At 70.5% G+C, this 22,850-nt stretch carries 20 protein-coding genes; 9 read left to right on the forward strand and 11 right to left on the reverse strand.

Features of this window, described 5'->3' with window-relative positions; translation table 11 throughout:
* Nucleotides 1-42: 42 nt before the first annotated feature.
* Nucleotides 43-675: an FMN-dependent NADH-azoreductase gene (locus tag Saso_RS25430; RefSeq protein ID WP_189925027.1), complete on the reverse strand. Its 633-nt coding sequence runs from the start codon at nucleotides 673-675 to the stop codon at nucleotides 43-45.
* 159 nt (nucleotides 676-834) lie between these two features.
* Entirely contained in the window at nucleotides 835-2,181 is a 1,347-nt protein-coding gene (locus Saso_RS25435) for a helix-turn-helix transcriptional regulator (RefSeq protein WP_189925026.1), read from the reverse strand.
* Nucleotides 2,182-2,738: 557 nt separating this feature from the next.
* Between Saso_RS25435 and Saso_RS25440 the strand changes: the two genes are divergently transcribed.
* Complete coding sequence (locus Saso_RS25440) at nucleotides 2,739-2,984, forward strand: hypothetical protein (protein WP_189925025.1); 246 nt, start codon at nucleotides 2,739-2,741, stop codon at nucleotides 2,982-2,984.
* Between the two features lie 908 nt (nucleotides 2,985-3,892).
* Entirely contained in the window at nucleotides 3,893-5,086 is a 1,194-nt protein-coding gene (locus Saso_RS25445; RefSeq protein WP_189925024.1) for a pyridoxal phosphate-dependent aminotransferase, read from the forward strand.
* A gap of 263 nt (nucleotides 5,087-5,349) precedes the next feature.
* On the opposite strand, the gene Saso_RS25450 is transcribed toward Saso_RS25445, so the two are convergent.
* From Saso_RS25450 to Saso_RS25460, 3 genes are all read right to left on the reverse strand, one after another.
* Entirely contained in the window at nucleotides 5,350-6,018 is a 669-nt protein-coding gene (locus Saso_RS25450; protein WP_189925083.1) for a response regulator, read from the reverse strand.
* An 8-nt stretch (nucleotides 6,019-6,026) separates the two neighbouring features.
* Entirely contained in the window at nucleotides 6,027-7,352 is a 1,326-nt protein-coding gene (locus tag Saso_RS25455) for a sensor histidine kinase (protein ID WP_229901407.1), read from the reverse strand.
* Between the two features lie 170 nt (nucleotides 7,353-7,522).
* The gene (locus tag Saso_RS25460) at nucleotides 7,523-9,637 is read right to left on the reverse strand and encodes an MMPL family transporter (protein ID WP_189925021.1); all 2,115 of its coding nucleotides are present in this window, start codon (nucleotides 9,635-9,637) and stop codon (nucleotides 7,523-7,525) included.
* Between the two features lie 323 nt (nucleotides 9,638-9,960).
* Between Saso_RS25460 and Saso_RS25465 the strand changes: the two genes are divergently transcribed.
* On the forward strand, nucleotides 9,961-10,905 hold the full coding sequence (locus Saso_RS25465) for a hypothetical protein (protein ID WP_307822349.1): 945 nt from the start codon (nucleotides 9,961-9,963) through the stop codon (nucleotides 10,903-10,905).
* A gap of 132 nt (nucleotides 10,906-11,037) precedes the next feature.
* Here Saso_RS25465 and Saso_RS25470 read toward each other — a convergent pair whose 3' ends face one another.
* Both Saso_RS25470 and snpA read right to left on the reverse strand, forming a co-directional pair.
* A complete protein-coding gene (locus Saso_RS25470) occupies nucleotides 11,038-11,748 on the reverse strand; it encodes an alpha/beta hydrolase (RefSeq protein ID WP_229901414.1) in 711 nt (236 codons plus the stop codon).
* Between the two features lie 291 nt (nucleotides 11,749-12,039).
* The gene (snpA, locus tag Saso_RS25475) at nucleotides 12,040-12,723 is read right to left on the reverse strand and encodes a snapalysin (RefSeq protein ID WP_189925018.1); all 684 of its coding nucleotides are present in this window, start codon (nucleotides 12,721-12,723) and stop codon (nucleotides 12,040-12,042) included.
* 183 nt (nucleotides 12,724-12,906) lie between these two features.
* On the opposite strand from snpA, the gene Saso_RS25480 reads away from it, so the two are divergent.
* On the forward strand, nucleotides 12,907-13,878 hold the full coding sequence (locus Saso_RS25480; protein ID WP_189925016.1) for a LysR family transcriptional regulator: 972 nt from the start codon (nucleotides 12,907-12,909) through the stop codon (nucleotides 13,876-13,878).
* Nucleotides 13,879-14,017: 139 nt separating this feature from the next.
* On the opposite strand, the gene Saso_RS25485 is transcribed toward Saso_RS25480, so the two are convergent.
* Nucleotides 14,018-15,064, reverse strand: coding sequence for a LacI family DNA-binding transcriptional regulator (locus Saso_RS25485; protein WP_189925014.1), 1,047 nt, complete (start codon nucleotides 15,062-15,064; stop codon nucleotides 14,018-14,020).
* A gap of 109 nt (nucleotides 15,065-15,173) precedes the next feature.
* Here Saso_RS25485 and Saso_RS25490 point away from each other — a divergent pair, with 109 nt between their 5' ends.
* On the forward strand, nucleotides 15,174-16,352 hold the full coding sequence (locus tag Saso_RS25490) for a phytanoyl-CoA dioxygenase family protein (RefSeq protein ID WP_189925012.1): 1,179 nt from the start codon (nucleotides 15,174-15,176) through the stop codon (nucleotides 16,350-16,352).
* 16 nt (nucleotides 16,353-16,368) lie between these two features.
* Nucleotides 16,369-17,130: an SDR family oxidoreductase gene (locus Saso_RS25495; RefSeq protein WP_189925010.1), complete on the forward strand. Its 762-nt coding sequence runs from the start codon at nucleotides 16,369-16,371 to the stop codon at nucleotides 17,128-17,130.
* Nucleotides 17,131-17,199: 69 nt separating this feature from the next.
* On the opposite strand, the gene Saso_RS25500 is transcribed toward Saso_RS25495, so the two are convergent.
* On the reverse strand, nucleotides 17,200-18,273 hold the full coding sequence (locus tag Saso_RS25500) for an alkene reductase (protein ID WP_189925008.1): 1,074 nt from the start codon (nucleotides 18,271-18,273) through the stop codon (nucleotides 17,200-17,202).
* 118 nt (nucleotides 18,274-18,391) lie between these two features.
* On the opposite strand from Saso_RS25500, the gene Saso_RS25505 reads away from it, so the two are divergent.
* The 3 genes from Saso_RS25505 (at nucleotide 18,392) to Saso_RS25515 (ending at nucleotide 20,595) form a co-directional block, all read left to right on the forward strand.
* Nucleotides 18,392-18,769 (forward strand): MerR family transcriptional regulator, encoded by a 378-nt coding sequence (locus tag Saso_RS25505; RefSeq protein ID WP_189925006.1) that lies wholly within the window; start codon nucleotides 18,392-18,394, stop codon nucleotides 18,767-18,769.
* A gap of 203 nt (nucleotides 18,770-18,972) precedes the next feature.
* Complete coding sequence (locus tag Saso_RS25510) at nucleotides 18,973-19,740, forward strand: endonuclease/exonuclease/phosphatase family protein (RefSeq protein ID WP_189925004.1); 768 nt, start codon at nucleotides 18,973-18,975, stop codon at nucleotides 19,738-19,740.
* Between the two features lie 39 nt (nucleotides 19,741-19,779).
* On the forward strand, nucleotides 19,780-20,595 hold the full coding sequence (locus Saso_RS25515; protein WP_229901406.1) for a serine hydrolase domain-containing protein: 816 nt from the start codon (nucleotides 19,780-19,782) through the stop codon (nucleotides 20,593-20,595).
* 84 nt (nucleotides 20,596-20,679) lie between these two features.
* Here the strand turns inward: Saso_RS25515 and Saso_RS25520 are convergent, their stop codons facing one another.
* Both Saso_RS25520 and Saso_RS25525 read right to left on the reverse strand, forming a co-directional pair.
* Nucleotides 20,680-21,699, reverse strand: a complete 1,020-nt coding sequence (locus Saso_RS25520) for an aldo/keto reductase (protein WP_189925000.1) — start codon at nucleotides 21,697-21,699, stop codon at nucleotides 20,680-20,682.
* Between the two features lie 48 nt (nucleotides 21,700-21,747).
* The gene (locus tag Saso_RS25525; protein WP_189924998.1) at nucleotides 21,748-22,644 is read right to left on the reverse strand and encodes a helix-turn-helix transcriptional regulator; all 897 of its coding nucleotides are present in this window, start codon (nucleotides 22,642-22,644) and stop codon (nucleotides 21,748-21,750) included.
* Nucleotides 22,645-22,850: the final 206 nt, after the last annotated feature.

The following is a 22,850-nucleotide window of genomic DNA, read 5'->3' on the forward strand; positions in this document are numbered from 1 at the left end:
AAGCGGGTACGGACTCCTAGGAGATCTGCGGGCGTGCGGGCATCAGGCGGCGAGCTTCCTGAGCGTCTCCTGGGCAGTCGCCAGGGACTTCTCCCCCAGCGGCTTGAGTTCCGCCAGGGCCGGCACGGTCGCGGCCAGGGTCAGTTCGGCGTTGACGAAGGTGAGGTTGTCCGCGAGACCGATCGCCTTGAGGACGTCCCGCAGGTAGGGCTCCTGGTGGTCCTGGCCCTCGCGGGGGGTGCCCGGTGCGTAGGAGCCGCCGCGCGCGGTCACCACGATGACCGACTTGCCGCTGAGCGGACCGGAATCGGCCCCCGGGAGGACCATGTGGGCCGGGCTGACCAGCAGGTCGATCCAGGCTTTGACGTGTGACGGGATCGTGTAGTTGTACATCGGCACGCCGAGCAGGATCGTGTCGGCGTCGGCCACCTCGGAGGCCACCGTGTGGACGAGCGCCTTCTCCTCGTCCGTCTGACCGTGATCGCGGCTGGGGTCCAGGAGGTATTCGCGCACGGGATGGGTGAGGTGCGGGATGGGCTCGGCAGCCAGGTCGCGGTAGACGTAGCCGCCGTCAGGGTGGTTCTGCCGCCACCGGGTCACGAAGTACGAGGTCAGCTGACGCGACGTGGATCCCTCATGGCGGATGCTCGCATCGATGTGAAGAAGAGAAGACACAAAGACCCCTGGATCTGCTGGGCAGTTCGTCAAGACCGCAGTCGGTCCGCGAAGATCGAGAGCTGACCCGCACGACACTAGACAGTGCGGGCTTCGCGAGGCATCCCCTGGTCTGGTAGCTCCGGACCGAAGGCCGTTCGGCGCTGGTCGCGTCAGCGGTCAGAGACCTCTCTCGACGGCACGGGAGCCCCGTCCGTTGCCTGCGGTCCCGCCGTCAGCCGTCCGGGGGCCACCCTGGGGACCCTCGATAGTGGTCCAGTCCCTGGCCAGTTCCACACGTGAGGAGATCTGCAACTTGCAGAAGATTTTCTTCAGATGGTAGGCCACCGTGTGAGGAGATATGAAAAGGTTCTTGGCCGTCTGCGTGTTGGTCATTCCTTGTGCCACCAGTTGCGCCACCTTGGCTTCTGTTTCGGTGAGATTCCCGATCGCCGCCGGTGGAGTTGCGCGCCAGCGGGATTGATGGTGCCTGACACCGAGATCCCACAGCCTCTTCTTGATCCGCAAAGCATCGCGCGGGGCTCCCACCTTGATATAGGCGTCAGCGCTCTGCTCGAATATTCCTATGGCCTGGTCCTGTTGCGACCGCTCATGGGCCAAGAACTTTCCGATGTCTTCCGTAGTCGAAGCTCGCGCCCAGGGGTGGACATGCATCTTCGCAGCGAGCCGCAGACCGACCAGATTTCGCTCGAACAGACTTTGGGCGTGGAGGGCCGATGCGGCCAACACATGATGCTGCGGGTTCCTTTCAGCCAGCTTCTGAGCCAGCTTGACCGCTTTGTGCGCCGTCGCCTTCTGGTCGAATTTCAGCGCCAGCCGCACGATCCAGGGGGCGGCAGCCGACTGCGACAGGAATATCTTCCTGCTGACCGGGCCGAAGTCGACGAGCTCCTCGATGACCGGCGCGACGCCCTCGGCTCCCCATTGGGCCTCGCGCATCCGCACGTTCACCCATGCGCACGGCCCCGCCAACACGGTGAGACGCCCCATGAATGCGTCGTCGGATATCATCTGCATGTGCGACGAAGCCGCATTCACTTCCGCACGCCGCAGAGCGATCAATGCCAGGATGAGATGACTCGCGATACGGATTTCCCGGCTGCCTTCGGCCTGCGCAAGCACCTGCTCACTCAGGGCCGCCGCCACGTCCAGATCTCCGGCCATGAAAGCCAGGTGCGACCGGGCCAGCGAGAGTCCGGCCGGCACCATCACCGGGCCGAAGAGACTGCTGTCCCCGCTCTCCGCATGGTGGAGAAGTTTCCTTACGCGATCGGATTCACCTCTCGTGGTCAGCACGAAGGCCAACCACATCACAGCATGCAGGTCACATTCGCATGATGAGTCGCCGGCCGTCATGGCGGCTGATTCCTCGGCGAGATGCAGACTGCGATCCGACCAGCCATTCATCCAGAGAGCTATCGCCTGCCGGATGAGCTGACATTTGACGCATGTCCCAGCGTCGGAAAATGTGCGCGCAGAATCCGCCAGAAATGACGTTTGCGGCATGTGAAATCCTCCCCGTCCCTTCGGTCACGGCAGCTGTACGTCTTGATCCACGGGCTCGGGCCACGCGGCCGCCGCGGCGGTGATGTCGTTCCACCGGCGGAGAGCCTCGGTGGCCTGGTGCTGTTGATGGCGGCGCCAGGCGGACCGGTGCAGAGTGCGGCCCCGGTCGCATCGGGGGTGCGGAATGCGGTGATCCTCAGGTTGGCCAGAGGCTCTCAGGACGGCCAGGAACACGAGGCCAGTGGCCGGGGCGCGTTCCAGGACGCGCCCGGCTCCGTCGGTGGTGCGGGTGCGGGCGTGGGTGACGCCGAGGAGAGCGGCAGCGAACAGACTGATCGGTTCCGGCGCACGCCGAAGGCCCAGAAGGAGGAAGGGCGGCCGGTGGTGCGCGCACCCCTGCCCGGCGGTGTGTCGCGAGGCAGGACGTCGATCAATGCCCGGTCGTAGTACCGATCGCTCTTGGTGCCGTGGCCTATGCGCAAGCACATCCAGGTCCTGGCCGAGACCTTCGCGGCCGGCTGTGTGGCCGCGCGACGGCCGACGGCGGCGGTGGCGCGGTGGTCGGCCTTGACAGCCAGGGCGCAGTCGAAGCCCAGGGTGTGGGCGGTGCGGCGCAACTCCAGAGTGCCACAGACCTCGTCGCCGGTGAACCAGCTTTTGGCAAGCCCCAGTTCACGGTCACGGTGCAACATCGCGGCGGCCGGATGCGGCTGCCGCTGGCAGAACCCCTCATCGCCCGCCCCGTGGACGACCGGCGCGGCCTCGTCGTCGGCGAGTTGCCTGCCGTCCGGGCGGCGGCATGATCGCGGGCCAGGTCATGACTGCGGGCACCGCGCGAGAGCAAGTGCTTCAGCCCGTACGGCCCGTCACGGCCCAGAGCCTCTGGGAGTGCCCAGCAGTCACACCGCTCCAACCCCATCAGTATCCCCCGTGTCATCGTCCTGCCCAGCATCCGCGAGTCCCGGGCGGCCGGCACCGACATCGACGCGTCCCCGGCTGCGGGAAGCAGACGGCCGTCGCCGCCATCGGCGACCCGGACACCGCTGTCCAGGTCCGCTCGGCTGTCGTGGCCTCGACGGCCACCCACCTGATCCTTGATCGTCGTCAGACACGTTCATGATCACGACAGCCGTTCCCGTGCCCGTACCCGCCCTCCTGGCCTGCACGGACACCTCATCGATCAGGACATACAACTGCCGCGTCGGTGATCAGGCTTTCAGGTTCCATTTAAACTTTCAATTCCGCAAGCGCTGCAAGGAGGTTGAGGCCGTCATGGCTTGATGTGATCGCTCGCGGCAAGGACCGTATGCATTTACTGAGCCGTTTCAGACCTGCCGCTCCAGGGTAAGGAGGGGCGCGGCGATTGACTGCATTCGATTCGGATTGCTCCGGGATTTTCGCAAGATCCGCCATGCCCTCAGTAGCGTGACGCCGCGCTCGACCGGCGCCCCTGCCGTGGCAGGGCCCGGCTGACGGTACGCCGAATCGGCCTGCGCTTGTCCTGCCTTCCCGGCGCGGGTCCAGGCGGTGAGTTGAAGGATCGCCGCGTCCGGGGTTCCGGTACGGCTGTGATCCTGTCGTCGCTGGATGGCTCGAAAGACCTGGCCGCCCGAGGCCCCGCGACGACCCGACCGGCGGACGGCGGACCACGCGGCAGGACCGCTTCGGCTGACTTGTGCCCCGACCGCCCGCATGCCGGAAAATCGACGGTATGAAGATCTCGCAGCGCGCCCGGGCCATCGCTCCCTTCTACGCCATGGAGTTCGGAAAGCAGGCCGCCGAACTGGAGGCGGCGGGCCACCACGTCGTCAAACTCAGCCTGGGTGAGCCGGACTTCGGCGCTCCGCCCGCCGTCCTGGAGGCCATGCGCAACGCCATGGACGGCCGGCCCATGGCGTACACGGCGGCTCTCGGACTGCCCGCGCTACGGCAGGCGATCGCCCGCTTCTACGCCGACCGGCACGGCGTCGAGGTCGATCCGGCCCGGGTCGCGGTGACCGCGGGTGCCTCCGCCGCGCTGGTGCTGGCCACCGCCGCCCTGGTCGACCCCGGCGACGAGGTGCTGATCGCGGACCCGTCCTACCCGTGCAACCGGCAGATCATGGAGAGTTTCGGCGCCCGTGTCACCCTCGTCCCGACCACCCCGGCCTCCCGCTTCCAACTGGACGCGGAGTCGGTAGGCGCGCACTGGACGGACGACACCCGCGGCGTCATGATCGCCTCCCCCTCCAACCCGACGGGCACCTCGGTCCCCGCGGACGAACTGCGGACGCTGTGCGCCCTCGCCCGGGAGCGCGCGGCATGGCGGCTGGTCGACGAGATCTACCTCGACCTCGGAGACCCCGACGACCACGGCCGCCCGCCGGGCACCGCCCTCGCACACGACCCCGACGCGGTGGTCATCAACAGCTTCTCCAAGTACTTCGGCATGACCGGCTGGCGGCTCGGCTGGTGCGTCGTGCCCGAGGCCCTCGTGCCCGCACTGGAACGCCTCGCCCAGAACTACTTCCTGTGCGCCTCCGCCCCCGCCCAGCACGCCGCCCTGGCCTGCTTCACCCCCGAGTCCCTGGCCGTGGCCGAGGCCCGCCGGGTGGAGTTCGCCGAGCGCCGCGCGCTCGTCCTGGACGGTCTGGAGCGGATCGGTCTGCCGGTGCCGGTGCCGCCGGACGGCGCCTTCTACGCCTACTTCGACGTCGCCGCCACCGGCCTGAGCTCATGGGATTTCTGCGCCCGCGCCCTGAGCGAGGCCCATGTGGCGCTCACCCCGGGCCGGGACTTCGGCGTGGGGACGGCCGAGAGCCACGTCAGGCTGTCGTACGCGGCCTCGGCCGGCGAACTGCGAGAGGGCCTCGCCCGGCTGGGCAAGTTCGTCTCCGCCCTGGGGCCCACCGCGTCATCACTGTGAGGCCTGTGGACTTCCCCGGTGCTCTGCCCGCGCGCCGTAATCGGCCGCACGGAATTCCTGCGGGAATCCGACGTGCTGATTGCGCTGCCCGGGCCGGCAAGGACCGATATCCGAAAATTCGACTGGCCAACCATGCGTGATCAGCGAAAGCGATATTTCTCGTTCCACTGCCCGGATTCACAAAAGCGGGCGCCTTCGGAGCCTAGTCGAAAAACAGCGTGTGAAGCCGACAGCTTCCAGGGGAAGGGACTCGGCGGCGGTGCTCAGACCGCCCCGGGTATCACGAGGCCCGACTCGTACGCCACGATCACCAGCTGGGCCCGGTCACGTGCCCCCAGCTTGCCCATGATCCGGCTGACATGGGTCTTCGCGGTGAGTGGGCTGAGCCCCAACTCCTCGGCGATCTCGGTGTTGTTGAACCCGCGCGCGACCAGGGTGAGCACCTGCCGCTCCCGCTCGGACAGCCCGTGCGGGCCACCCACCGCCGACATCGCCGTGTCGGGTGCGCGCAGGAAACGGGCGATGAGCCGTGAGGTGGGTCCCGGCGACAGCAAGGAGTCACCGGCGGCCACCGTCCGGATGGCTTCGAGGAGTTCGGCCGGCCGGATGTCCTTCACCAGGAAGCCGGATGCCCCGGCCCGCAGCGCGTCGACGATGTGCTCGTCGGTGTCGTACGTCGTCAGGACGAGCACCTTCACGCCCGCCAGGTACTCGTCGGCGGCGATGAGCCGGGTCGCCTCGATGCCGTCCAGGTCGGGCATGCGGATGTCCATCACGACGAGGTCGGCCTTCGCGGAACGGGCGAGGTCGACGGCCTGCCGCCCGGTGCCCGCCTCGGCGACGACCTCCATGTCCCCGGCGGACGCGACGAGCATCGCGAACGAGGCCCGGACGAGGGTCTGGTCGTCGGCGAGCAGTACCCGGATGGGCATCGGGGCCGTCACGAGGGCTCCTCCCGGGGCAGCGGCAGTTCGGCGGTCACGTGGAAGCCCTCGGTGGGGCCCGGTCCGGCGTCCAGTGTGCCGCCCACGCTACGGGCCCGCTCACGCATCCCGACGAGCCCGAACCCCGGCGCGCCGCCGGAGGCCTGCCCGTGCCCCGCCCCGTTGCGCACCGCCCCGCTCACCGCGTGGCCCTGGCCCGCCCCCCGGCTCGTTCCCTGCCCCGCCCCGTCGTCGGTGACGGTCACCCGCAGGGTCCTCTCCGCCGTCCTCAGTCCGACCCGGACGGTGAGGTCGTCGCGGCCCCCGTGCCGTACGGCGTTGGTGAGCGCCTCCTGCACGATCCGGTAGGCGGCCGCGCCCACCGAGGGCGGTACGCCGTCCGCGTGGACGGACAGTTCGACCTTGGCCCCGGCCACCCTGGCCGCCTCCGCGAGCGCGCCCAGCCCGTCGAGCCCGGGCAGCGGCCCGCGCCCGTCCGAAGAGCCGAGCCCCGAACCGGAACTGGATCCGGAGCCGGGTGCGGCCGCCCGCTCCCGTTCCCTTGCGAAGCCCACGCCCGTCTCGTTCTCCCGGAGCACCTCCAGCGTCGTACGCAACTCGCCCCGGGCCGTCCGGCAGGTGTCCGCGATGCCGTCGAGCGCCTGGGCGACCGCCGTGCGGTCGAGCCGGTCCGGATCCGCGGTGAGGACGTGGGCCGCCACGGACGTCTGCACACCGATCAGGGTGATGCTGTGGGCGAGCAGGTCGTGCAGGTCGCGTGCGATCCTCAGCCGCTCCTCGACGACCCGGCGCCGCGCCTCCTCCTCGCGGGTCCGTTCGGCCCGCTCGGCCCGCTCGACGATCGAGGCGACGTACTGGCGGTAGAAGCGGGCGTCGACGCCGAAGAACAGGACCGCGATGATCCAGCCGGAGATCCGCAGGAGCTCCAGTGCCCCGTCGGGGTTGGTGAAGGTGTTGATGATCAGCGTCGGGCCGAGGACGACGACGGCGGTGAGCAGCGAGCGGCGTACCGTGCCGGTCGCCGCGACCGTGTAGAGCGCCACGAGGGTCGCGGGGATCGGTACGGCGTGGTTGTAGTCGAGGGCGTGGTACAGGGTGACGCAGGCCGCCACCGCGAGCAGCACGAGCAGCGGACGGCTGCGCCGCCACACGAGCGGCACATGGGCGCCGGCCAGCAGGGCCCAGCCGGGCGGGCCGAGCGGTCGTCCGTCGCCGGTGAGCGACGCGAGCACGAGGGCGAGCACGGCTACACCGACGGCGAGGAACGCGTCGTTGCGGGTGCGGTGCGGCGCGGTGAGCGGGTCCCGGTTGACGACCGCCATGACGCGTTCGGTGCGGCGGGGCCGCGCGTCACCCCGTACGACGGTGGTTCTCAGGTCCCCTGAAGCTGAGGTCGCTCCCCGATCTTGCACGGCTCCATCTTCCGTCATGGGGGCGCCTCTCCGGCAGATGGCGGGAGAGGCGCCCGGTCGGCCGGGGTGAGCCAGGCAGGTCAGGGGGCGCCGACCTGCTCCGGCTGCCGCGGCGGCTCGGTCGGTTCGGTCGGCCCGGAGCCGGGCGCGGGTTCGCGGGAGAGGCCGCCCGGCCACCACATCTTCCGGCGCAGGGCGACGCTGGCACTGGTCACCAGGTACGTCCGTACGAGGAAGGTGTCGAGGAGGACGCCGACGGCGATCACGAAGCCGAGTTCGACGAGTTGCACGAGCCCCATGTTCATCAGCACGGCGAAGGTCGCGGCGAGGACCAGGCCGGCCGACGCGATGACGGCGCCCGTGCTCCGCAGCGCGGTGAGCGCGGCGTCGGCCGGTTCCGCGCCCGCCAGGCACTCCTCCCGCATGCGGTGCATGAGGAAGATGCCGTAGTCGACGCCGAGGGCGACGAGGAACACGAAGGACAGCAGCCCGAGCCCCGGATCGGTTCCCTCGATGCCGAGGACCGGCCCGAAGACCAGCCCGCCGATCCCGAGGGCCGCGCCCCAGACCGCGACCACGGCGGCCACCAGGATGAGCGACGCGACGAGACTGCGCAGCAGGACGAACAGGATGAGCAGCACCGAGACGAGCACCAGGGGGACGACGACCTTCGTGTCCCGGCTGTTGGTGTCCTCCAGGTCGATCTGCTCGGCGCTGTCCCCGCCGACGTACGAGCCCTTCAGTTCGCTGCGCAGGGACTTGATGGTGGCGGTCTCCCCCGCCGACTGGGGTGTGTCCTTCGCGATGACGGAGATCTCGGCCCAGCCGTTCCCGGTACGGCCCTTCTCGGCGCTCTCGACTCCCCGGGTGTCCCGGATCGTCGCGAGGGTCCGGTCGACGCGGTCCGCCGGGGTGATCACGTCGATGGGCTGGGTGCCGCGCTCGGGGTAGGCCCGGGCGAGGGTCTCCATGGCGGTGACGGCCTCCGGCTCGGTGACGAAGGAGTCCTCCTGTTTCACCGGTCCCGGCAGGTTGAGCGTGCCGAGGGCCAGTGCGCCGAGCAGGAGGGCTCCGGTCGCGAGCACGGTCAGCGGCCTGCGTCCGGCACAGTCGCCCATCGCGGCGAAGAGACTCCGCCGCTGTGTGGGTTCGCTGCCGTGGGCGGGTACGAGCGGCCAGAAGACCCGCCGCCCGAGCAGGACGAGAACGGCGGGGAGCAGCGTCAGCATCGCGATCAGCGCGCACAGCACACCGACCGTGCCGAGCGGGCCCATGCCGCGGCTGCTGTTGAGGTCGGCGGCGAGCAGGCACAGCAGGCCGGCGGCGACGGTGCCGGAGGAGGCGAGCACGGCGGGCCCGCAGCCGCGCAGGGTGGCGACCATGGCCTCGTACGGGCGCTCGATGCGCCGCAGTTCCTCCCGGTAGCGGGAGACGAGGAGCAGGGCGTAGTCGGTGCCCGCGCCGAACACGAGGATCGTCATCACGCCGGAGCTCTGGCCCGTGACGGTGGTACCGAAGGCCTGGTTCAGCCCGTACGCGACAGCCATGGACATGTAGTCGGCGATGCCGGCGACGACGAGCGGCACGAGCCACAGCACCGGGCTGCGGTAGATCAGGATGAGCAGGAGGGCGACGACGGCGACGGTGGTGTAGAGCAGCGGCCCGCCGAGTGAGTCGTAGACCTTCCCGGCGTCGGTGCCGAGCGCTCCGGTGCCGCCCACCTCGACGCTCAGCCCGTCCTGGCCGCGGGCGATGCCCCGGACGTCCTCGACGAGCGCGTCCCGCAGCTTCTCGTCGCTGCCGGGCTCGTTGCTGACGACGGGGTACATGAGGGTCGTACCGTCGTCGGACGCGATCCCCTCGGGCGCTCCGCCGACCAGCTCGTGCGCCGCGGCGATCTGCTCGACCTGCCCGGCCGCGACCCGCCGGTCGTCGGCGCCCAGCCCGCCGGCCCGGTGATACACGATCACCATCTCGGTGCTCTCGCCCCCAGGCAGCGCTTCCTCCATCCGGGCCACTTGGGTCGAATCGGCGCTGGAGGGCAGGTAGTCGGTGGCCCGGTCGTGCTGCACGTCGGCGAGCTTCGCCGCGAACGGGCCGACCAGCACGAGCACGGCCACCCATAGCCCGAGCAGCGCCCAGGGCACGGCCCGTCTGCGTCCCACGCCCTTCGTGGTTGTCTTCCCGACCGTCATGAGCGGATCTCCCTCGCTACGACTACGACCTTTTCCAGCTGTCAGCCTTCCGGCACGGGAAGGGGTTTTCGTCGGACGGGAGGGGGAGCCTGCGGGTACTGCCTGGGGTGACGGGGGGTGCGCGTTACTCCCGCGGGAGTAGTCCGGCATACCCGAGCGCGGCGCCCGTATTTGGACCCCGGAGTGGGCCGGGAAAACCCTTTGCCCGCCGGTCCGTCCGGTTGGTGGGATGCAAGGGTTCGACGGCGGGAGGGGCCGGCTTGGCGGTGTTCGGGTGTGCGGGCTGTGGTGCGGTCCTGACGACGGCGGTGTCGCGGGTGGCGATGCCGATCCACCTGGCGGACACCCACTGGGAGACGCTGCACCCGCCGCTGCTGGAGGCCGGGTCCTACGCGATCGACCCCGCACCGTACGGGCCACCGTGGCGGCATCGGGACGAGGTCACGGCGCGCGAGGCGGCGGAGAGGGGGCGCTTCGCGCCGTTCGACCGGCTGTCCGACGGGCCGCCGGACAGCATCCTCCTCGCGCCCGGCGACCTGCGCGGCACCAGGCTGATCCTCGAGCGGGCCGGGGGCTACTGCATGGGGATCGACGGGAGGGACGGGCCGAACCTCGCCTGCCCGGGCTGTGATCTGCCGGTCGGAACGAGGATCGACGACTGCGGGTGCTGGCAGGTCGTCCGGCTCGTCCCGCACGCCGTGGTGCGTCTGCCCGGCCCGCCGGAGCGGCCGCTCATGGACTGGGCGGAGTTGCTGGCCACGGGCGCGCTGTGGCACCGGCTGAGCGAGTACCGGGACATCCCGGCGGGCGCGGCTCTCGCCCAGGTGGTGGTGGCCTCCGGGGGCGCGCCGGTCGAGGTGGCACCCGGACCGGTGGCGGAGCTCCTCGGTCGGGCACTCGGCGCGCTGTTGCCCGCCGGGCCGGGTGCGAAGCGGCTGGACCTGGCGGGTCCGGGGGTCGGTGAGCCGGCCGCTGACCTGGTGCTGGTGCCGGTCCACCCGCAGACCGGAGCGATGTGGCAGCCGCGCGCCGGGGCGGTGCCGGTACCCATGGATGCCGCGCTCTGGGCCGCGCTCGCCTTCCCGCCCCACCGGACCCGGCTGCCGGTGGTCGGCGGGCTGCCGGCAGGCGTGGAGCGGGACGATCCCCTGCCTCCGCACCCGTGCTACCCGTTCCAGCCGTCCGGCAATGCCTTCCGGTACACGCTGGCGCGGATGCCCGCCGTCGGAGAACCGTGGCTGCGGACGATCTACGACCGGGGATGCTGATCGGAACTCACGCACGCTTCCGCTTCTCCGCCCCTCGGGGGCGGGACTTCGCCGGCGGTGTGCTTCACGGGGCCACGGCCACCGGCCCGGCCGCCTCCGGCGAGGCCGTGTGTCTGCGTGAACGCAGCGCGCTCAGAGCACGGGGAAGGATCCGGTCCCGTAGCACTCCTCGGGCAGCGGATCCGGTACGGCGTCGGGGTCGAGGAGGTGGGCGACGACAGCCGCGGTGGTCCGGTGCCAGAGGCGGTGTCGGCGCAGCATGGCGTGGTCACCGCCGCCGATGACGGCCATGCCCGCCCGGGCCGCGGCGCCCTGGGCGCGGTGTACGCAGTCGGCTGTGTCGGTGGGCGAGGTGACGCGGTCCCGGGCACCGTGCAGGGCGACGATGCGCCGTCCCGCCGTCTGGACGACGGGCTCGTCCGACGGCCACCACGGCGCGAGCGCGAGGATGCCTGTGACCTGTGGGTGTCCGGCCGCGTGCAGGGCTGCCCGGCCGCCCATGGAGTGGCCGAGCAGCACGGTGGGGACGAAACCCACGGACGCGTCGAGGTCGTCCAGGGCCCGCAGGGTGTCCCGCCCCGCGTCGGCACGGGTGCCGTTCCAGCCGCGCAGGCGGTAACGCACCCGTGCGACCAGGACGTCCTCATGGGGCAGCGCGGCGGTCACCGCCCGCAGGATCGGGTCCATCCGCAGGGCGGCCAGCTGCCGCGGACTGGTGGGGCTGTCGCTCGTCTCCTGCCCACCGTGCAGCACGAGGACGGCGGCCCGGGGCCGTGGCGGACGCCGTCGGGGCAGCACGACCGCCGGCTTCGGAGGGGACTCGGTGTCGTCCTGCGGCACGATCGGGGTCTCCTTCTCACCGTGAGTCGCAACTCGTGCATCTTCCCCCGGAAGGGCCGTCGCCGTCGCCCCCGGTAGGCGCCCGGCTTCGGCGGCCAGGGGAAGAAGGGGCGCCGGGTACGTGCCGCGGTCGGTGTGCGGCGCGGCGGGCCGCGGCCTCCGGGCGGGCTCTGTCTGCACGCGTCTGCACGCGTCTGCCCGCGTCTGCGCGCACGCAAGCGGGCCGTGCCCTGGGGGCACGGCCCGTTTCCGGCTCGGGCGAGGGGGCGCGGGGCTGAGGAAGCCCTCGGGCTGTCAGCGCACCTTGTTCAGCTTGTCGAGGGCCTTGGCGAGACCGTTGGCCCAGAGCTGGTTGACGCGCGACCGTTCGGTCGCGTTGGGGTAGCGGTTGGTGCAGGACGTACCGGGTCCGCCGCCCGACATCAGTTCGCTGCACGGGCCGCTGTAGTGGTCCGGCAGGCCCAGCACGTGACCGGTCTCGTGCGCGGTGACGCGGACCGAGTCGTACTGCCGGTTCTGCGCGTAGTCGAGGAAGATGTAGCCGCTACCGTGGCCGTTGGTGGAGGCGTACGAGCCCCGGGAGTCGTTGCCCTCGTAGTACGAGAAGTCGGCGCTCCCGGAGGTGGCCTGAAGCTTGACGTTGCTCACGGAGCTGTTCCAGATCGAGGTGGAGCTCGATATCTGGGAGCGGAAGCTCGGCGCCTGGGAGGCGTTGTAGTAGACGGTCACCGACTGGAGGCCCGGGTTGGCAGCCTGCTTCCTGGCGACCGAGTCGAGCACGGCCTCGAAGAAGGCCTTGTTGTTCGACGCCTCCTCGGCCGAACCGGTGTAGCCGGCGCGGAGGGGCGTGGTGGACCCGGTGGTCTGGGCACTCGCGGGGAGGGCGCTGCCGACGGCTGCCAGCGTCACGCCCAGGCCGATCGCCGCCAGTCTCCTGGAGGCCTTCGCGGACGCACGGGACGTACGGGTGAACTTCATGTGGGGGCTCCTACTCGTTCATGTGGGGTGGTGAACGATCGGTCGACCCGAGTGTGGGACAGCTGGGCGGCGGAGGGGATGATGGCAACTGCCGATAGCTCAGGGCTATCGGGGCAACTCGTGTTGTTACGTTGGCTTTTGAACATCTGGCGCCTCAGCGAGCACAGCCTCTAGGCTCCGCGCATGGAGCTCGAGGTGAGGCACTTACGTGTGCTGTGCGCCATCGCCGATGCCGGCAGTCTGCACAAGGCGGCTCGTGAACTGGGCATGGCTCAGCCCTCGTTGAGTACTCAGCTGCGCCGCATCGAGCAGTTGCTGGGTGGTCCGCTCTTCGTCCGGGACTGCATGGGCAGCCGCCCCACGGCGCTGGGGCAGGTCGTGGTGAGCCGCGCCCGGCCCGTGCTCGCCGAGGTCTCCGCGCTGGTGACCGAGACCAGGACCGCGGCCGCCCGCGCGGCGGACGGTTCCCGGCTGCGCATCGGCGCCACGGCCAGCCGGGCGGTCCCGGGCTGGCTGAGCCGACTGCGCGCCTGCACGTCCGGCGTCGAGCCCACCCTGCGGATGGACGTGTCCGCGAACGCCCTGCTGCGGCAGGTGACCGACGGCAGGCTGGACCTGGCATTCGTGCACGAGGTCGAGGGCAGCCCGCTGCGCATCCCGGACGGGCTGTGCCTGCGGGTCCTGGTGGAGCGCGAACCCCAGTTCGTCACCATGGCCGCCGGCCATCCCGCGGCGGCTCAGCGCGAGGTGCGTCTCGCGGACCTCGCGCACGACCGCTGGATGGTGGACGCCACGGTCGACGGCGAGTGGGACGGAGTGTGCCGGGCGCTGCGCGCCGAGGGGATCGAGCCCGACCTGCTGCACGGCGACTACCTCACCGCCTACTTCCTGGCGGCCATAGGCGAGGTCGTCACGGTCAGTCAGCCGACCGCCCTGCCGGCTCGTTCCGACCTGGTGGTGCGGCCTCTGCACGGTGATCCGATCGGAGTCCGTCTGCTGCTCGCGGCCCGGACGGCGGACGAACTCGGCGTCGCGTTCGACGAATTGGAGAAGGCCTACTGGGACGCGGCCCGTCAGGCGCCGGTGTACCAGGACTGGCTGGCGCGCGGCACCGCCGGACGGTCCACCCCGACACTGCGCGCGGTGGGCGCCTGAGCAGCGGGACATCACCTCTCGCCGGCGCCCGCCCAGGGCCGGGGCTCGGCATCGCCCCGGACCTCACCGTCCGGGGCAGTCGGTGGGCCTGAGCGCGTCGGCGGTCTCGAAAACCAGGCGGCCGGACCGGGCCGCCGCGTCACCCCGGAAACGGTGCGGCGCTCACGTGGGGCGGCAGGTTGAACGGCGTGACGATCTGGATCGCCGAGGGGAGCGTCGGGCCGTCGTCCGGAAGTGCCTTGTCGGCGCGCATGATGGTCTGGCAGGCGCGGCGGACGTCCTGGCCCAGGTCGTGGTGGAGCACCGCGGACAGGCGGCGTTCGCGCAGCAGTCGGGTGTTGTCCTGGTCGAGGTCGTGCGCGACGAACACGGCACACGAACGCCCGAGGGTGTCGAAGGCGTCGAGGGTCGCGAGGTTGCCGCCGCCCATGGAGTAGACGGCGACGATGTCCTTGTCGCGCTCGAGTGCCTCGAGAACCAGATCGCGCTGAGTGGCGTCCAGGCCGTCGCTGTCGGTGACCTCTACGAGGGAGCGCTGTGGCTGCGCCAGGCGCATCGCGCTGCGGAAGCCCGTGTCGCGCTCCTCCTCACCGCGGAAGGAGCCCCGGCTGACGGTGGTGAGCACGTTGCCGGGCCGCTCGCCGAGCCACTGCTGAAGGAGGTACGCGGCAGTGGCCCCCGCCGCACGGTTGTCGATGCCGACGTATGCCAGGCGGGCGCTGTACGGCAGGTCGGTCACCAGGGTGACGACGGGAATGCCGACGGCGACGAGCCGCCCCACGGCGGCTGTGATCTCCGGCAGGTCCGGGGCCTTGAGGATCACTCCCTGCGAACCGCGCTCGGCTATTTTGTCGAGGATGCCGATCAGTTCGGCGGGAGGGCAGGTCTCGCGGAAGTGGAAGCGTGAGCGCACGACCGCGGGGTGCAGGGAGGGCAGTTCGGCCTCCAGCGCCTCCCGCACAGCGGTGGAGAAGCGCTCCGGTGCCTGCATCACGATGTCGATCATGAAAGTGCGGCCGCCGATGCGGACCTGGGTCCGCTGGCGGTCCAGGTCTTCAATGGCCTGGTGCACCTCACGGATCGTGCTCTCCCGCACGTTGCCCCGGTGGTTGAGGACGCGATCGACCGTGGCCGTGCTCAGTCCGGCCTGGCGGGCGATTTCCCTGATCGGATAGGGATGGCGCATGACGGATTCCCGGTGACGATGATGGACTTTTGATGCATTGCTGAGGGTTGAATGATGGGTTCGGGTTCTCAAGACTGGCAGAAAAGCAGGCACTGCGAAAGGACCCGGGATGTCTCCGACGGCCGTGCGATCACTGACCTGGCTCACCGAGGCCGACTGTGATCTCGACACGTTCCGCTCGCTCGTCGAGCAGACCACCGATGCCGGTCACCACCCCCTGGCCGACCGGGTCGAGCAGAACGTGCCGGTCTACGACAGTGACCGGCTGCGTATTCTGACCACCACCCCCGAGGGGCGTCGCACCGTACAGGGCGAGCTGGTGCGGGCGCTGCTCCACGGACCCGGCATCGTGGTCCTCGAGGGCGCCTTCTCCGACACGGACGTCGTGGACAGGGCGTCCGACACCTTCTGGGCGCTGATCGAAGAAGAACGCGCCGCCGGCACCGCCCGCGGCGACCACTTCGCCAAGCCGGGCGCCAACGAACGTGTCTGGAGCGCCCTGGACAAGATGGCTCTTCGGGCTCCCGAGGTGTTCGCCGACTACTACGCCAACGACATGCTCGCCCTCATCGCCGAGAGCTGGCTCGGCCCCGCCTATCAGGTGACCTCGCAGGTCAACGTCGTCAATCCCGGCGGGGCCGCGCAGAGCGTGCACCGCGACTACCACCTCGGCTTCCTCTCCCAGGAGCGCGCGGCGGCCTACCCGGCGCACGTCCACCGCCTCTCCCCCGCGCTGACCTTGCAGGGCGCCGTCGCCCACTGCGACATGCCCGTCGAGTCAGGCCCGACGCTGTATCTGCCTCACTCGCAGAAGTTCGAGCCGGGCTATCTGGCCTGGCGGCTGCCGCAGTTCGTCGAATACTTCAACGCCCATCACGTCCAGCTCCCCCTGGCGAAGGGCGACGCCGCCTTCTTCAACCCCGCCCTCTTCCACGCCGCGGGCCACAACCGCTCGAGCGGGATCCGACGTATGGCCAACCTGCTACAGGTCTCCTCCGCCTTCGGCCGCGCGATGGAGACGGTGGACCGCGAGGCCATGGCCGACGCCCTCTTCCCGGTGCTTCTGCGCCGCAAGGCGGAGGGAGCTTCGCAGGACTGGCTGCACCGCGTGGTCGCCGCCACCGCCGAGGGCTACCCCTTCCCCACCGACCTGGACCTCGACCCCCCGGTCGACGGACTCGCCCCGCCCTCCCAGGCGGACACCGTCCGGCGAGCCGTGGCCGAGGGCTGGTCCCCCGACCGGCTGAGCCAGGAACTCCAGGTCGGCTCCAGGCGTCGACGCCACTGAAAGGGACTCCACACTCATGGCACTCCTTCAGGACAGGATCGTCCTGGTCAACGGCGGCAGCCAGGGCGTCGGCGCGGGTATCGTGCGGGCGGCCCTCGGGGCGGGCGCGACCGTGCTCTTCACCGGCCGCCGGGTCGAGTTGGGCGAGAAGCTCGCCGAGGACACCGGCGCGCACTTCATGCGGGCGGACCTCGCCGATCCGGCACAGGCCCGCGACAGCGTCGTACGGACCGTGAGCGCTCACGGACGCATCGACTGCCTGGTCAACGCGGCAGGGCTGACATCGCGTGGCTCGCTCCTGGACACCACACCGGAACTGTTCGACCGGCACATGGCGATCAACCTGAGGGCGCCGTTCTTCGCGATGCAGGCGGCGGTGACCGACATGAAGGCCCGCCGGGCGCCGGGCACGATCGTCAACATCGGCTCCAACTGCGCCCGTGGCGGGCCTCCGCACCTGGCCCCCTACTCCGCCGCCAAGGCAGGTCTGGCCGGACTGACCCGCAACGCCGCCCACGCACATCGCTGGGACCGCATCCGCATCAACGGCCTCGACATCGGCTGGACGGACACCGAGGGCGAGGACGCGACCCAGCGTGCCTTCCACGGCGCGGGCGCCGACTGGCGGGCGAGAGCCGCCGCGGCCCAGCCCATGGGCAAGCTCGGACAGGTCGACGAGATCGCCGAGTTCGTCGTCTTCCTCCTCTCGGATCGCAGCGGGGTGGTGACCGGCTCGGTCATCGACTGGGACCAGAACGTGTTCGGCGGCCAGGACTGAGCCGGACGCCGAGAAGATCGACGGCGGCCTGGACGCCCTTCCACGACGTCGTCGGCGCTCCCCGCGATGTCACTGCGCGTGCTGGTAGGCCGGGTAGGTGAGATAGCCGTCGTCGCCGCCCTGGAAGTACGTGCTCTCGTCCGCCGGAGCGATCGGCAGGCCGGTGCGCAGCCGCTCCACCAGGTCGGGATTGGCGATGAAGGCCCGTCCGAAACTGATGAGATCGGCTCCGAGACCCAGCCAGTGGTCCGCTTCGGCACGGCCGGTCTGCTTGGGTCCCAGGGGCAGCACCGGGTTCATGACCAGAGTGCCCGGCCAGACTCGGCGCAGCCCGAGCAGCGTCTCCTCGTCGGCCGTGGCCTCGAGATGGACATAGGCCAGGTCGAGGCGGGACAACTCGCCGAGGAGTGCGGTGTAGTGCTCGGCGACGTCGGTCTCCTCGATGCCCCAGAAGGGCCCACCGGGAGAGAGCCGGATCCCGGTCCGGGCCGCCCCGACGGCCTCGACGGTCGCGGCGACCGCCTCCACGGCGAACCGGATCCGGTTGGTCACCGAACCGCCGTAACGGTCCGTGCGCAGATTGGCGTTGGCCGAGAGGAACTGCGAGATCAGATAGCCGTTGGCCCCGTGCAGTTCGACACCGTCGAACCCGGCGTCGACGGCACGGCGCGCGGCCTGCGCGTACGACCGGATCTGCTCGGGAACCTCGGCCGTCTCCAGGGCGCGGGGAAGCGGTACCGGCTGGGGCCCGGTAGGCGTGAACACCTCACCGACGGCCGCGACGGCGGAGGGGCCGACGGGCCGCATGCCGGTGGTGTCGGGGTGCGAGACCCGTCCGCCGTGCATGATCTGGGCGAAGATCCGCCCGCCGTTGGCGTGCACCGCGTCGGTCACCGGGCGCCAGGACGCCACCTGGTCGTCGGTGTGCAGCCCCGGAGTGCCGGGATTGGACTGACCGAGCAGGCTCGGCTGTACGCCCTCGCTGACTATCAGACCGGCGGTGGCCCGCTGCGCGTAGTAACGCGCCATGGACGGGGTCGCCAGACCGCCCGCCGCGGCCCGCACGCGGCTCATCGGGGCCATCACCACCCGGTTGGGCAGCGCCAGATCGCCGAGCCGGTAGCTGCTGAGGAGGCTTGCCACGTCATATCTCCTTCGTGATCCGTCGCCCGGTGCCGGGCGCCTCGGCTACGCTAGAACCTGACATTGACGTCAGGTGCAAGGGTTGTGTTCCGGATCACAACGGGGAAGGCGGGACGGCATGCGTATCGGGGAGCTCGCGGCGCGAGCCGGGGTCAGCGTCCGGTCCCTTCGCTACTACGAGGAACAGGGCCTGCTCACCAGCGCGCGCAGTACCGGCGGACAGCGGCACTACACCGAGGTCCACATCGAGCGGGTCACGTTCCTCCAGCGGATGTACACCGCCGGGCTGTCCAGCCGGACGATCGCCGAACTGCTGCCGTGCGTCGACTCGCCCAGCGCGGAGAACGCCGATGCCGCGCTGCTCCGGATGGCCGAGGAGCGCGAACGGCTCTCCGAGCACATCGCCGAGCTCCTCCGCACCCGCGACGCCCTCGACGGCCTGATGGCCACGAACCGGGCTTTCCGCGAGCGTCTGAACTCGCCCGTATCGGGCTGAGCAGGGCACGGAAGAGGGGCATCGCCGAGGTCGGCGGGCGGACCAGCTGTTCGCCCGTGGATTCCCCCTGGCGTGAACCCGGTTGCTCTCTGCGAGAGTTCGCGGTGAGTACGTACCGAATACGCGCAACGCCGTGAGCTGCTACACGGCTCACCGCCCCGCTCGGCGGACACCGGACAGAAAGCGACACGCTTGTGAAGGCCATGCGGCTGCTCACCATGAACGCCCTCTACACCGGCGATGTCCCGGCCCGGCTGCGTGCGCTCGGAGCGGCCCTCGACCGGTCCGACCTCGACATCGTCTGCTTGCAGGAGGTCATGTACCGCCGCCACGCCCGGCTGCTCCGCCGCGCCGCTCCCGCGTACCGGTACGTCGCCTGCTCGGGCACGGCGCTGCTCAAGGGCGGCCTGGTGCTGCTGTCCCGGTGGCCGATCAGCCGATACCGCTTCGTGCGCTACCCGACGACGGGTCCGGTACGCGGCGAACTCCTCATGCGCAAGGGCGCCCAGCTGGCGTCCGTCGCCACCCCGGCGGGCGAACTGGTCGTCGTGAACACCCACTTGTCGGCCAACCGCGACGACGACTGGTCGCCCACGAACCGGTACACGCGGATCGCGGCCGGCGAACTGGCCCGGCTCGCCTCGCTGATCGCGGCCGTCGACCCGTCCCTGCCCGTCGCCGTGGTCGGTGACCTGAACCTCCCGCGCGAGTCGGCGGCGCTCACCGACTTCATCACCGCCGCCGGGCTGAGCGACGTCCTCGCCGGCGACACGCGTCCCACCTACCGGCCCACACCTGGATGGCCGTCACCGCCGGCCCTGGACCACATACTGATCCGGTCCGCAGCCGGAGAGACACTGACCGGCAGCGCCGACTTGGTGTTCCAGGAAGAGGTGACACTGCCCGACGGCCGCCAGACCCACCTGTCCGACCACTACGGCGTCCAGGCGCAGTTGACCCGGTCGAAGTGACGCCTCGCAACGATGGAAGACATGCGTATCCCTACTTGTGTGTTCAGCAGTACGGCCGAACCGGCCGTCCGCGACGGTCATGCCCTCGACCGCTTCGTGCAGATCGGCTCACTCACCAAGGTCGTCACCGGGACGGCACTGGTGCAGATGGCCGCGGCCGGGGTCCTCGCACTCGACGACCCGGTCGAACGCTGGCTCCCGGCAGTCCCCAGGAGCGGGATCACGCTCCGGCATCTTGCCCGCCACACTTCCGGCCTTCCCCGGCTGCCTCCCGGCCGCCTTTCCCGCCGGGACCCCTACGCGGCGTTCGACCGGCCTGCCCTGGACCGGCTGCTGCCTCGCCTCGCTGCGCTCGCCGTGCGCCCCCCGGGCCGGGAAGAGGAGTACTCCAACCTCGGCTACGCCGTGCTCGGCGCCGCGCTGGCCGCGGCCTCCGGGACGGCGTACGAGGATCTGGTGACCGAGTACGTCCTGCGGCCGCTGGATCTCACGGAGATCACCGCCACCCCTGATCCGAACCGGCGCCTGCTGGCCCCGGGACGCGCGGGACGACCGCGCAGGCCGTGGACGATGAGCGGCGCGATCCTGCCGGCGGGAGGGCTGTGGGCTACTCCCCGCGCGGCGGCCGACCTGGTGGTACGCCTCCTGGTGGAGCGCAGGTTGGGGGATCCCGCCCCGAGTTGGCAGACGGCGGGACCCCTGCACTGGCACAACGGAGCCGTACGCCACGCCTCGGTCTTCACCGGAGCGACGGACGACGGCCACTGGGTGATGATCCACCAGCTCAACGCCCCGCCGGACCACACCGATCGGACAGGCATTGCGCTGCTGAAAGAGGCAAGGACGCCTTCCTGACGCCCGCTTGTACGCCGCAGCGCAGAACTCCCCCACCCCCGCCGCTCCAGCTCGGCCGTTCGTGTCCGGTGGGGGCGGCTCGTGTCAGCGGCGGCGTTGGCCGGTGCGGAGTTCGAAGTCGCCGTAGCTGTTGTCGACCGGGTTGACGGTGACGCCCGGTGCGACGATCTCGTCGATGGCGTCGAGCACGTCGGAGGAGACAGTGATGTCGGCGGCGGGCAGGAACGCCTCCAGCTGCTCCATGGTGCGCGGCCCGATGATCGCCGAGGTGACGCCCGGGTGGTTGATCACGAAGGCGACGGCCAGGTCGATGAGGGAAAGACCGGCTTTCTCCGCGAGGACGGCGAGCTGTTCGACCGCGTCGAGCTTGCGCTGGTTCGCGGGGGTGCTCATGTCGAAGCGGGCCTGGGGGCGGGCAGCCGAGGCGGGGCCTTCGACGGCGTTCTTGCGATAGCGGCCCGAGAGCCAGCCGCCGGAGAGCGGGCTGTAGGTGAGGGTGCCCATGCCGTGGCGGCGCACCGTGGGCAGCACGTCCTCCTCGATGCCGCGGACCAGGATCGAGTACGGCGGCTGCTCGGTGACGAAGCGTTCCAGGTGCCGCTCGCGCGAGGTCCACTGGGCTTCGACGATCTGCGAGCCGGAGTAGGAGGAGGAGCCGATGTAGCGGACCTTGCCCTGGCGGACGAGGTCGGTGAGGGCGCCGAGGGTCTCGGAGACGTCCGTGTCGTGGCCGGGCCGGTGGACCTGGTAGAGGTCGATGTGGTCGGTGCCGAGCCGCCGCAGGGAGTTCTCGACCTCGCGGATGATCCAGCGGCGCGAACCGCCACGCCGGTTGGGGTCGTTCGGGTCCATGGGCATGAAGAACTTGGTGGCCAGGAAGACGTCCTCGCGGCGGCCCTTCAGTGCCTTGCCGACGATCTCCTCCGAGACTCCGCCGGAGTAGACGTCCGCCGTGTCGACGAAGTTGATGCCCGCGTCGAGGGCGCGGTGGATGATCCGGATGGAGTCGGTCTCGTCCTCGTTGCCCCAGGGGCCGAACATCATCGCGCCGAGGCACAGCGGGCTGACCTGGACGCCGGTACGGCCCAGCGGTCGGTACTGCATGGAGGGGTTCTCCTCTTCCGTGGGGGTCGGTCGTATTCCGGGTGGGGGTCAGTCGTTGCCGGAGGGCACGACCGCGCCGGTGGTCGTCCAGCTCGCGAGCAGGTTCAGGGCCTGCTGTTCCGGAGAGTCCGGCTCGGGTGTGTAGAAGTTGAGCCGCAGGCCGGGGTCGGAGGGCAGTTCCAGCGCCTCGTAGGGCAGTGCGAGATCGCCGACGAGCGGATGGTGGAGCTTCTTCAGGCCGGAGCGGTGGAACTTCACGTCGTGCCGTGCCCACCTGCGGGCGAAGTCGCCGCTGCGGCTGGTCAGTTCGCCGATCAGGTCGGTGAGGGCCCTGTCGTGCGGCGCGCGGCCCGTCTCGGTGCGCAGGAAGGCGACGGCATCGTCGGCGCCCTTGTCCCAGTCGACCCAGAAGTCCTGGCTGGCGGGGTCGAGGAACAGGAAGCGGGCGCTGTTGACCGGTCCGCGTTGCGCGAACAGCGGTGAGTCGAAGAGCGGCGCGTACAGCGCCCGGCCCAGGGCGTTGGCCGCCATGACGTCGAAGCGGGCGTTGCGGACGAACGCCGGGACGCCGGTCATCGAGTCGAGCAGCCGCAGGATCGTCGGCCGGACGCGCGAGGAGGTCACCGCCGACCGCCGGCCGGACGGGCCGGCGGCGCGGGCCAGATCGTAGAGGTGGGTGCGTTCGGCCTCGTTGAGCTGGAGGGCGTGCGCGAGGGCTTCGAGGACCGATTCCGAGGCACCGGCGAGGTTGCCGCGTTCCAGGCGCACGTAATAGTCCACGCTCATGCCTGACAGCAGGGCGACCTCTTCGCGCCGCAGCCCCGCGACACGGCGGTTTCCGCCGTAGACCGGCAGCCCGGCCTGCTCGGGGGTGATCCTGGCCCGCCGGGTGCTGAGGAACTCCCGCACCTCGGCGGCCACGTCCTTCTTGGTGTGGTCGGTCATGCTCATTTCCTGGTGTCCTCGACGGTCGCGCCCTCGGCGGACGGCCCCCGGCGCCGGCCCTCACACGGGGACTCCTCTCGATCGGCCCGCCCGGTGTGCCGGTTCATCCACGGTAGGTCGGCCCGGACCGGCCTGCGAGGTACTGCCAGTACCTGGAAGAGCAGTGACTCCCACTGTCTTCCCGAGGTGGCGTTGCCTGGGAGACG

It is taken from the genome of Streptomyces asoensis, from assembly GCF_016860545.1.
GTDB lineage: Bacteria > Actinomycetota > Actinomycetes > Streptomycetales > Streptomycetaceae > Streptomyces > Streptomyces asoensis.

What these genes read in the sequence shown, in the direction of transcription:
- Saso_RS25435 (WP_189925026.1), bottom strand. Translation starts at nt 2,181, where the DNA reads ATGCCGCAAACGTCATTTCTGGCGGATTCTGCGCGCACATTTTCCGAC.
- Saso_RS25445 (WP_189925024.1), top strand. Translation starts at nt 3,893, where the DNA reads ATGAAGATCTCGCAGCGCGCCCGGGCCATCGCTCCCTTCTACGCCATG.
- Saso_RS25450 (WP_189925083.1), bottom strand. Translation starts at nt 6,018, where the DNA reads ATGCCCATCCGGGTACTGCTCGCCGACGACCAGACCCTCGTCCGGGCC.
- Saso_RS25455 (WP_229901407.1), bottom strand. Translation starts at nt 7,352, where the DNA reads ATGGCGGTCGTCAACCGGGACCCGCTCACCGCGCCGCACCGCACCCGC.
- Saso_RS25460 (WP_189925021.1), bottom strand. Translation starts at nt 9,637, where the DNA reads ATGACGGTCGGGAAGACAACCACGAAGGGCGTGGGACGCAGACGGGCC.
- Saso_RS25465 (WP_307822349.1), top strand. Translation starts at nt 9,961, where the DNA reads ATGCCGATCCACCTGGCGGACACCCACTGGGAGACGCTGCACCCGCCG.
- snpA (WP_189925018.1), bottom strand. Translation starts at nt 12,723, where the DNA reads ATGAAGTTCACCCGTACGTCCCGTGCGTCCGCGAAGGCCTCCAGGAGA.
- Saso_RS25480 (WP_189925016.1), top strand. Translation starts at nt 12,907, where the DNA reads ATGGAGCTCGAGGTGAGGCACTTACGTGTGCTGTGCGCCATCGCCGAT.
- Saso_RS25485 (WP_189925014.1), bottom strand. Translation starts at nt 15,064, where the DNA reads ATGCGCCATCCCTATCCGATCAGGGAAATCGCCCGCCAGGCCGGACTG.
- Saso_RS25490 (WP_189925012.1), top strand. Translation starts at nt 15,174, where the DNA reads ATGTCTCCGACGGCCGTGCGATCACTGACCTGGCTCACCGAGGCCGAC.
- Saso_RS25495 (WP_189925010.1), top strand. Translation starts at nt 16,369, where the DNA reads ATGGCACTCCTTCAGGACAGGATCGTCCTGGTCAACGGCGGCAGCCAG.
- Saso_RS25505 (WP_189925006.1), top strand. Translation starts at nt 18,392, where the DNA reads ATGCGTATCGGGGAGCTCGCGGCGCGAGCCGGGGTCAGCGTCCGGTCC.
- Saso_RS25510 (WP_189925004.1), top strand. Translation starts at nt 18,973, where the DNA reads ATGCGGCTGCTCACCATGAACGCCCTCTACACCGGCGATGTCCCGGCC.
- Saso_RS25520 (WP_189925000.1), bottom strand. Translation starts at nt 21,699, where the DNA reads ATGCAGTACCGACCGCTGGGCCGTACCGGCGTCCAGGTCAGCCCGCTG.
- Saso_RS25525 (WP_189924998.1), bottom strand. Translation starts at nt 22,644, where the DNA reads ATGACCGACCACACCAAGAAGGACGTGGCCGCCGAGGTGCGGGAGTTC.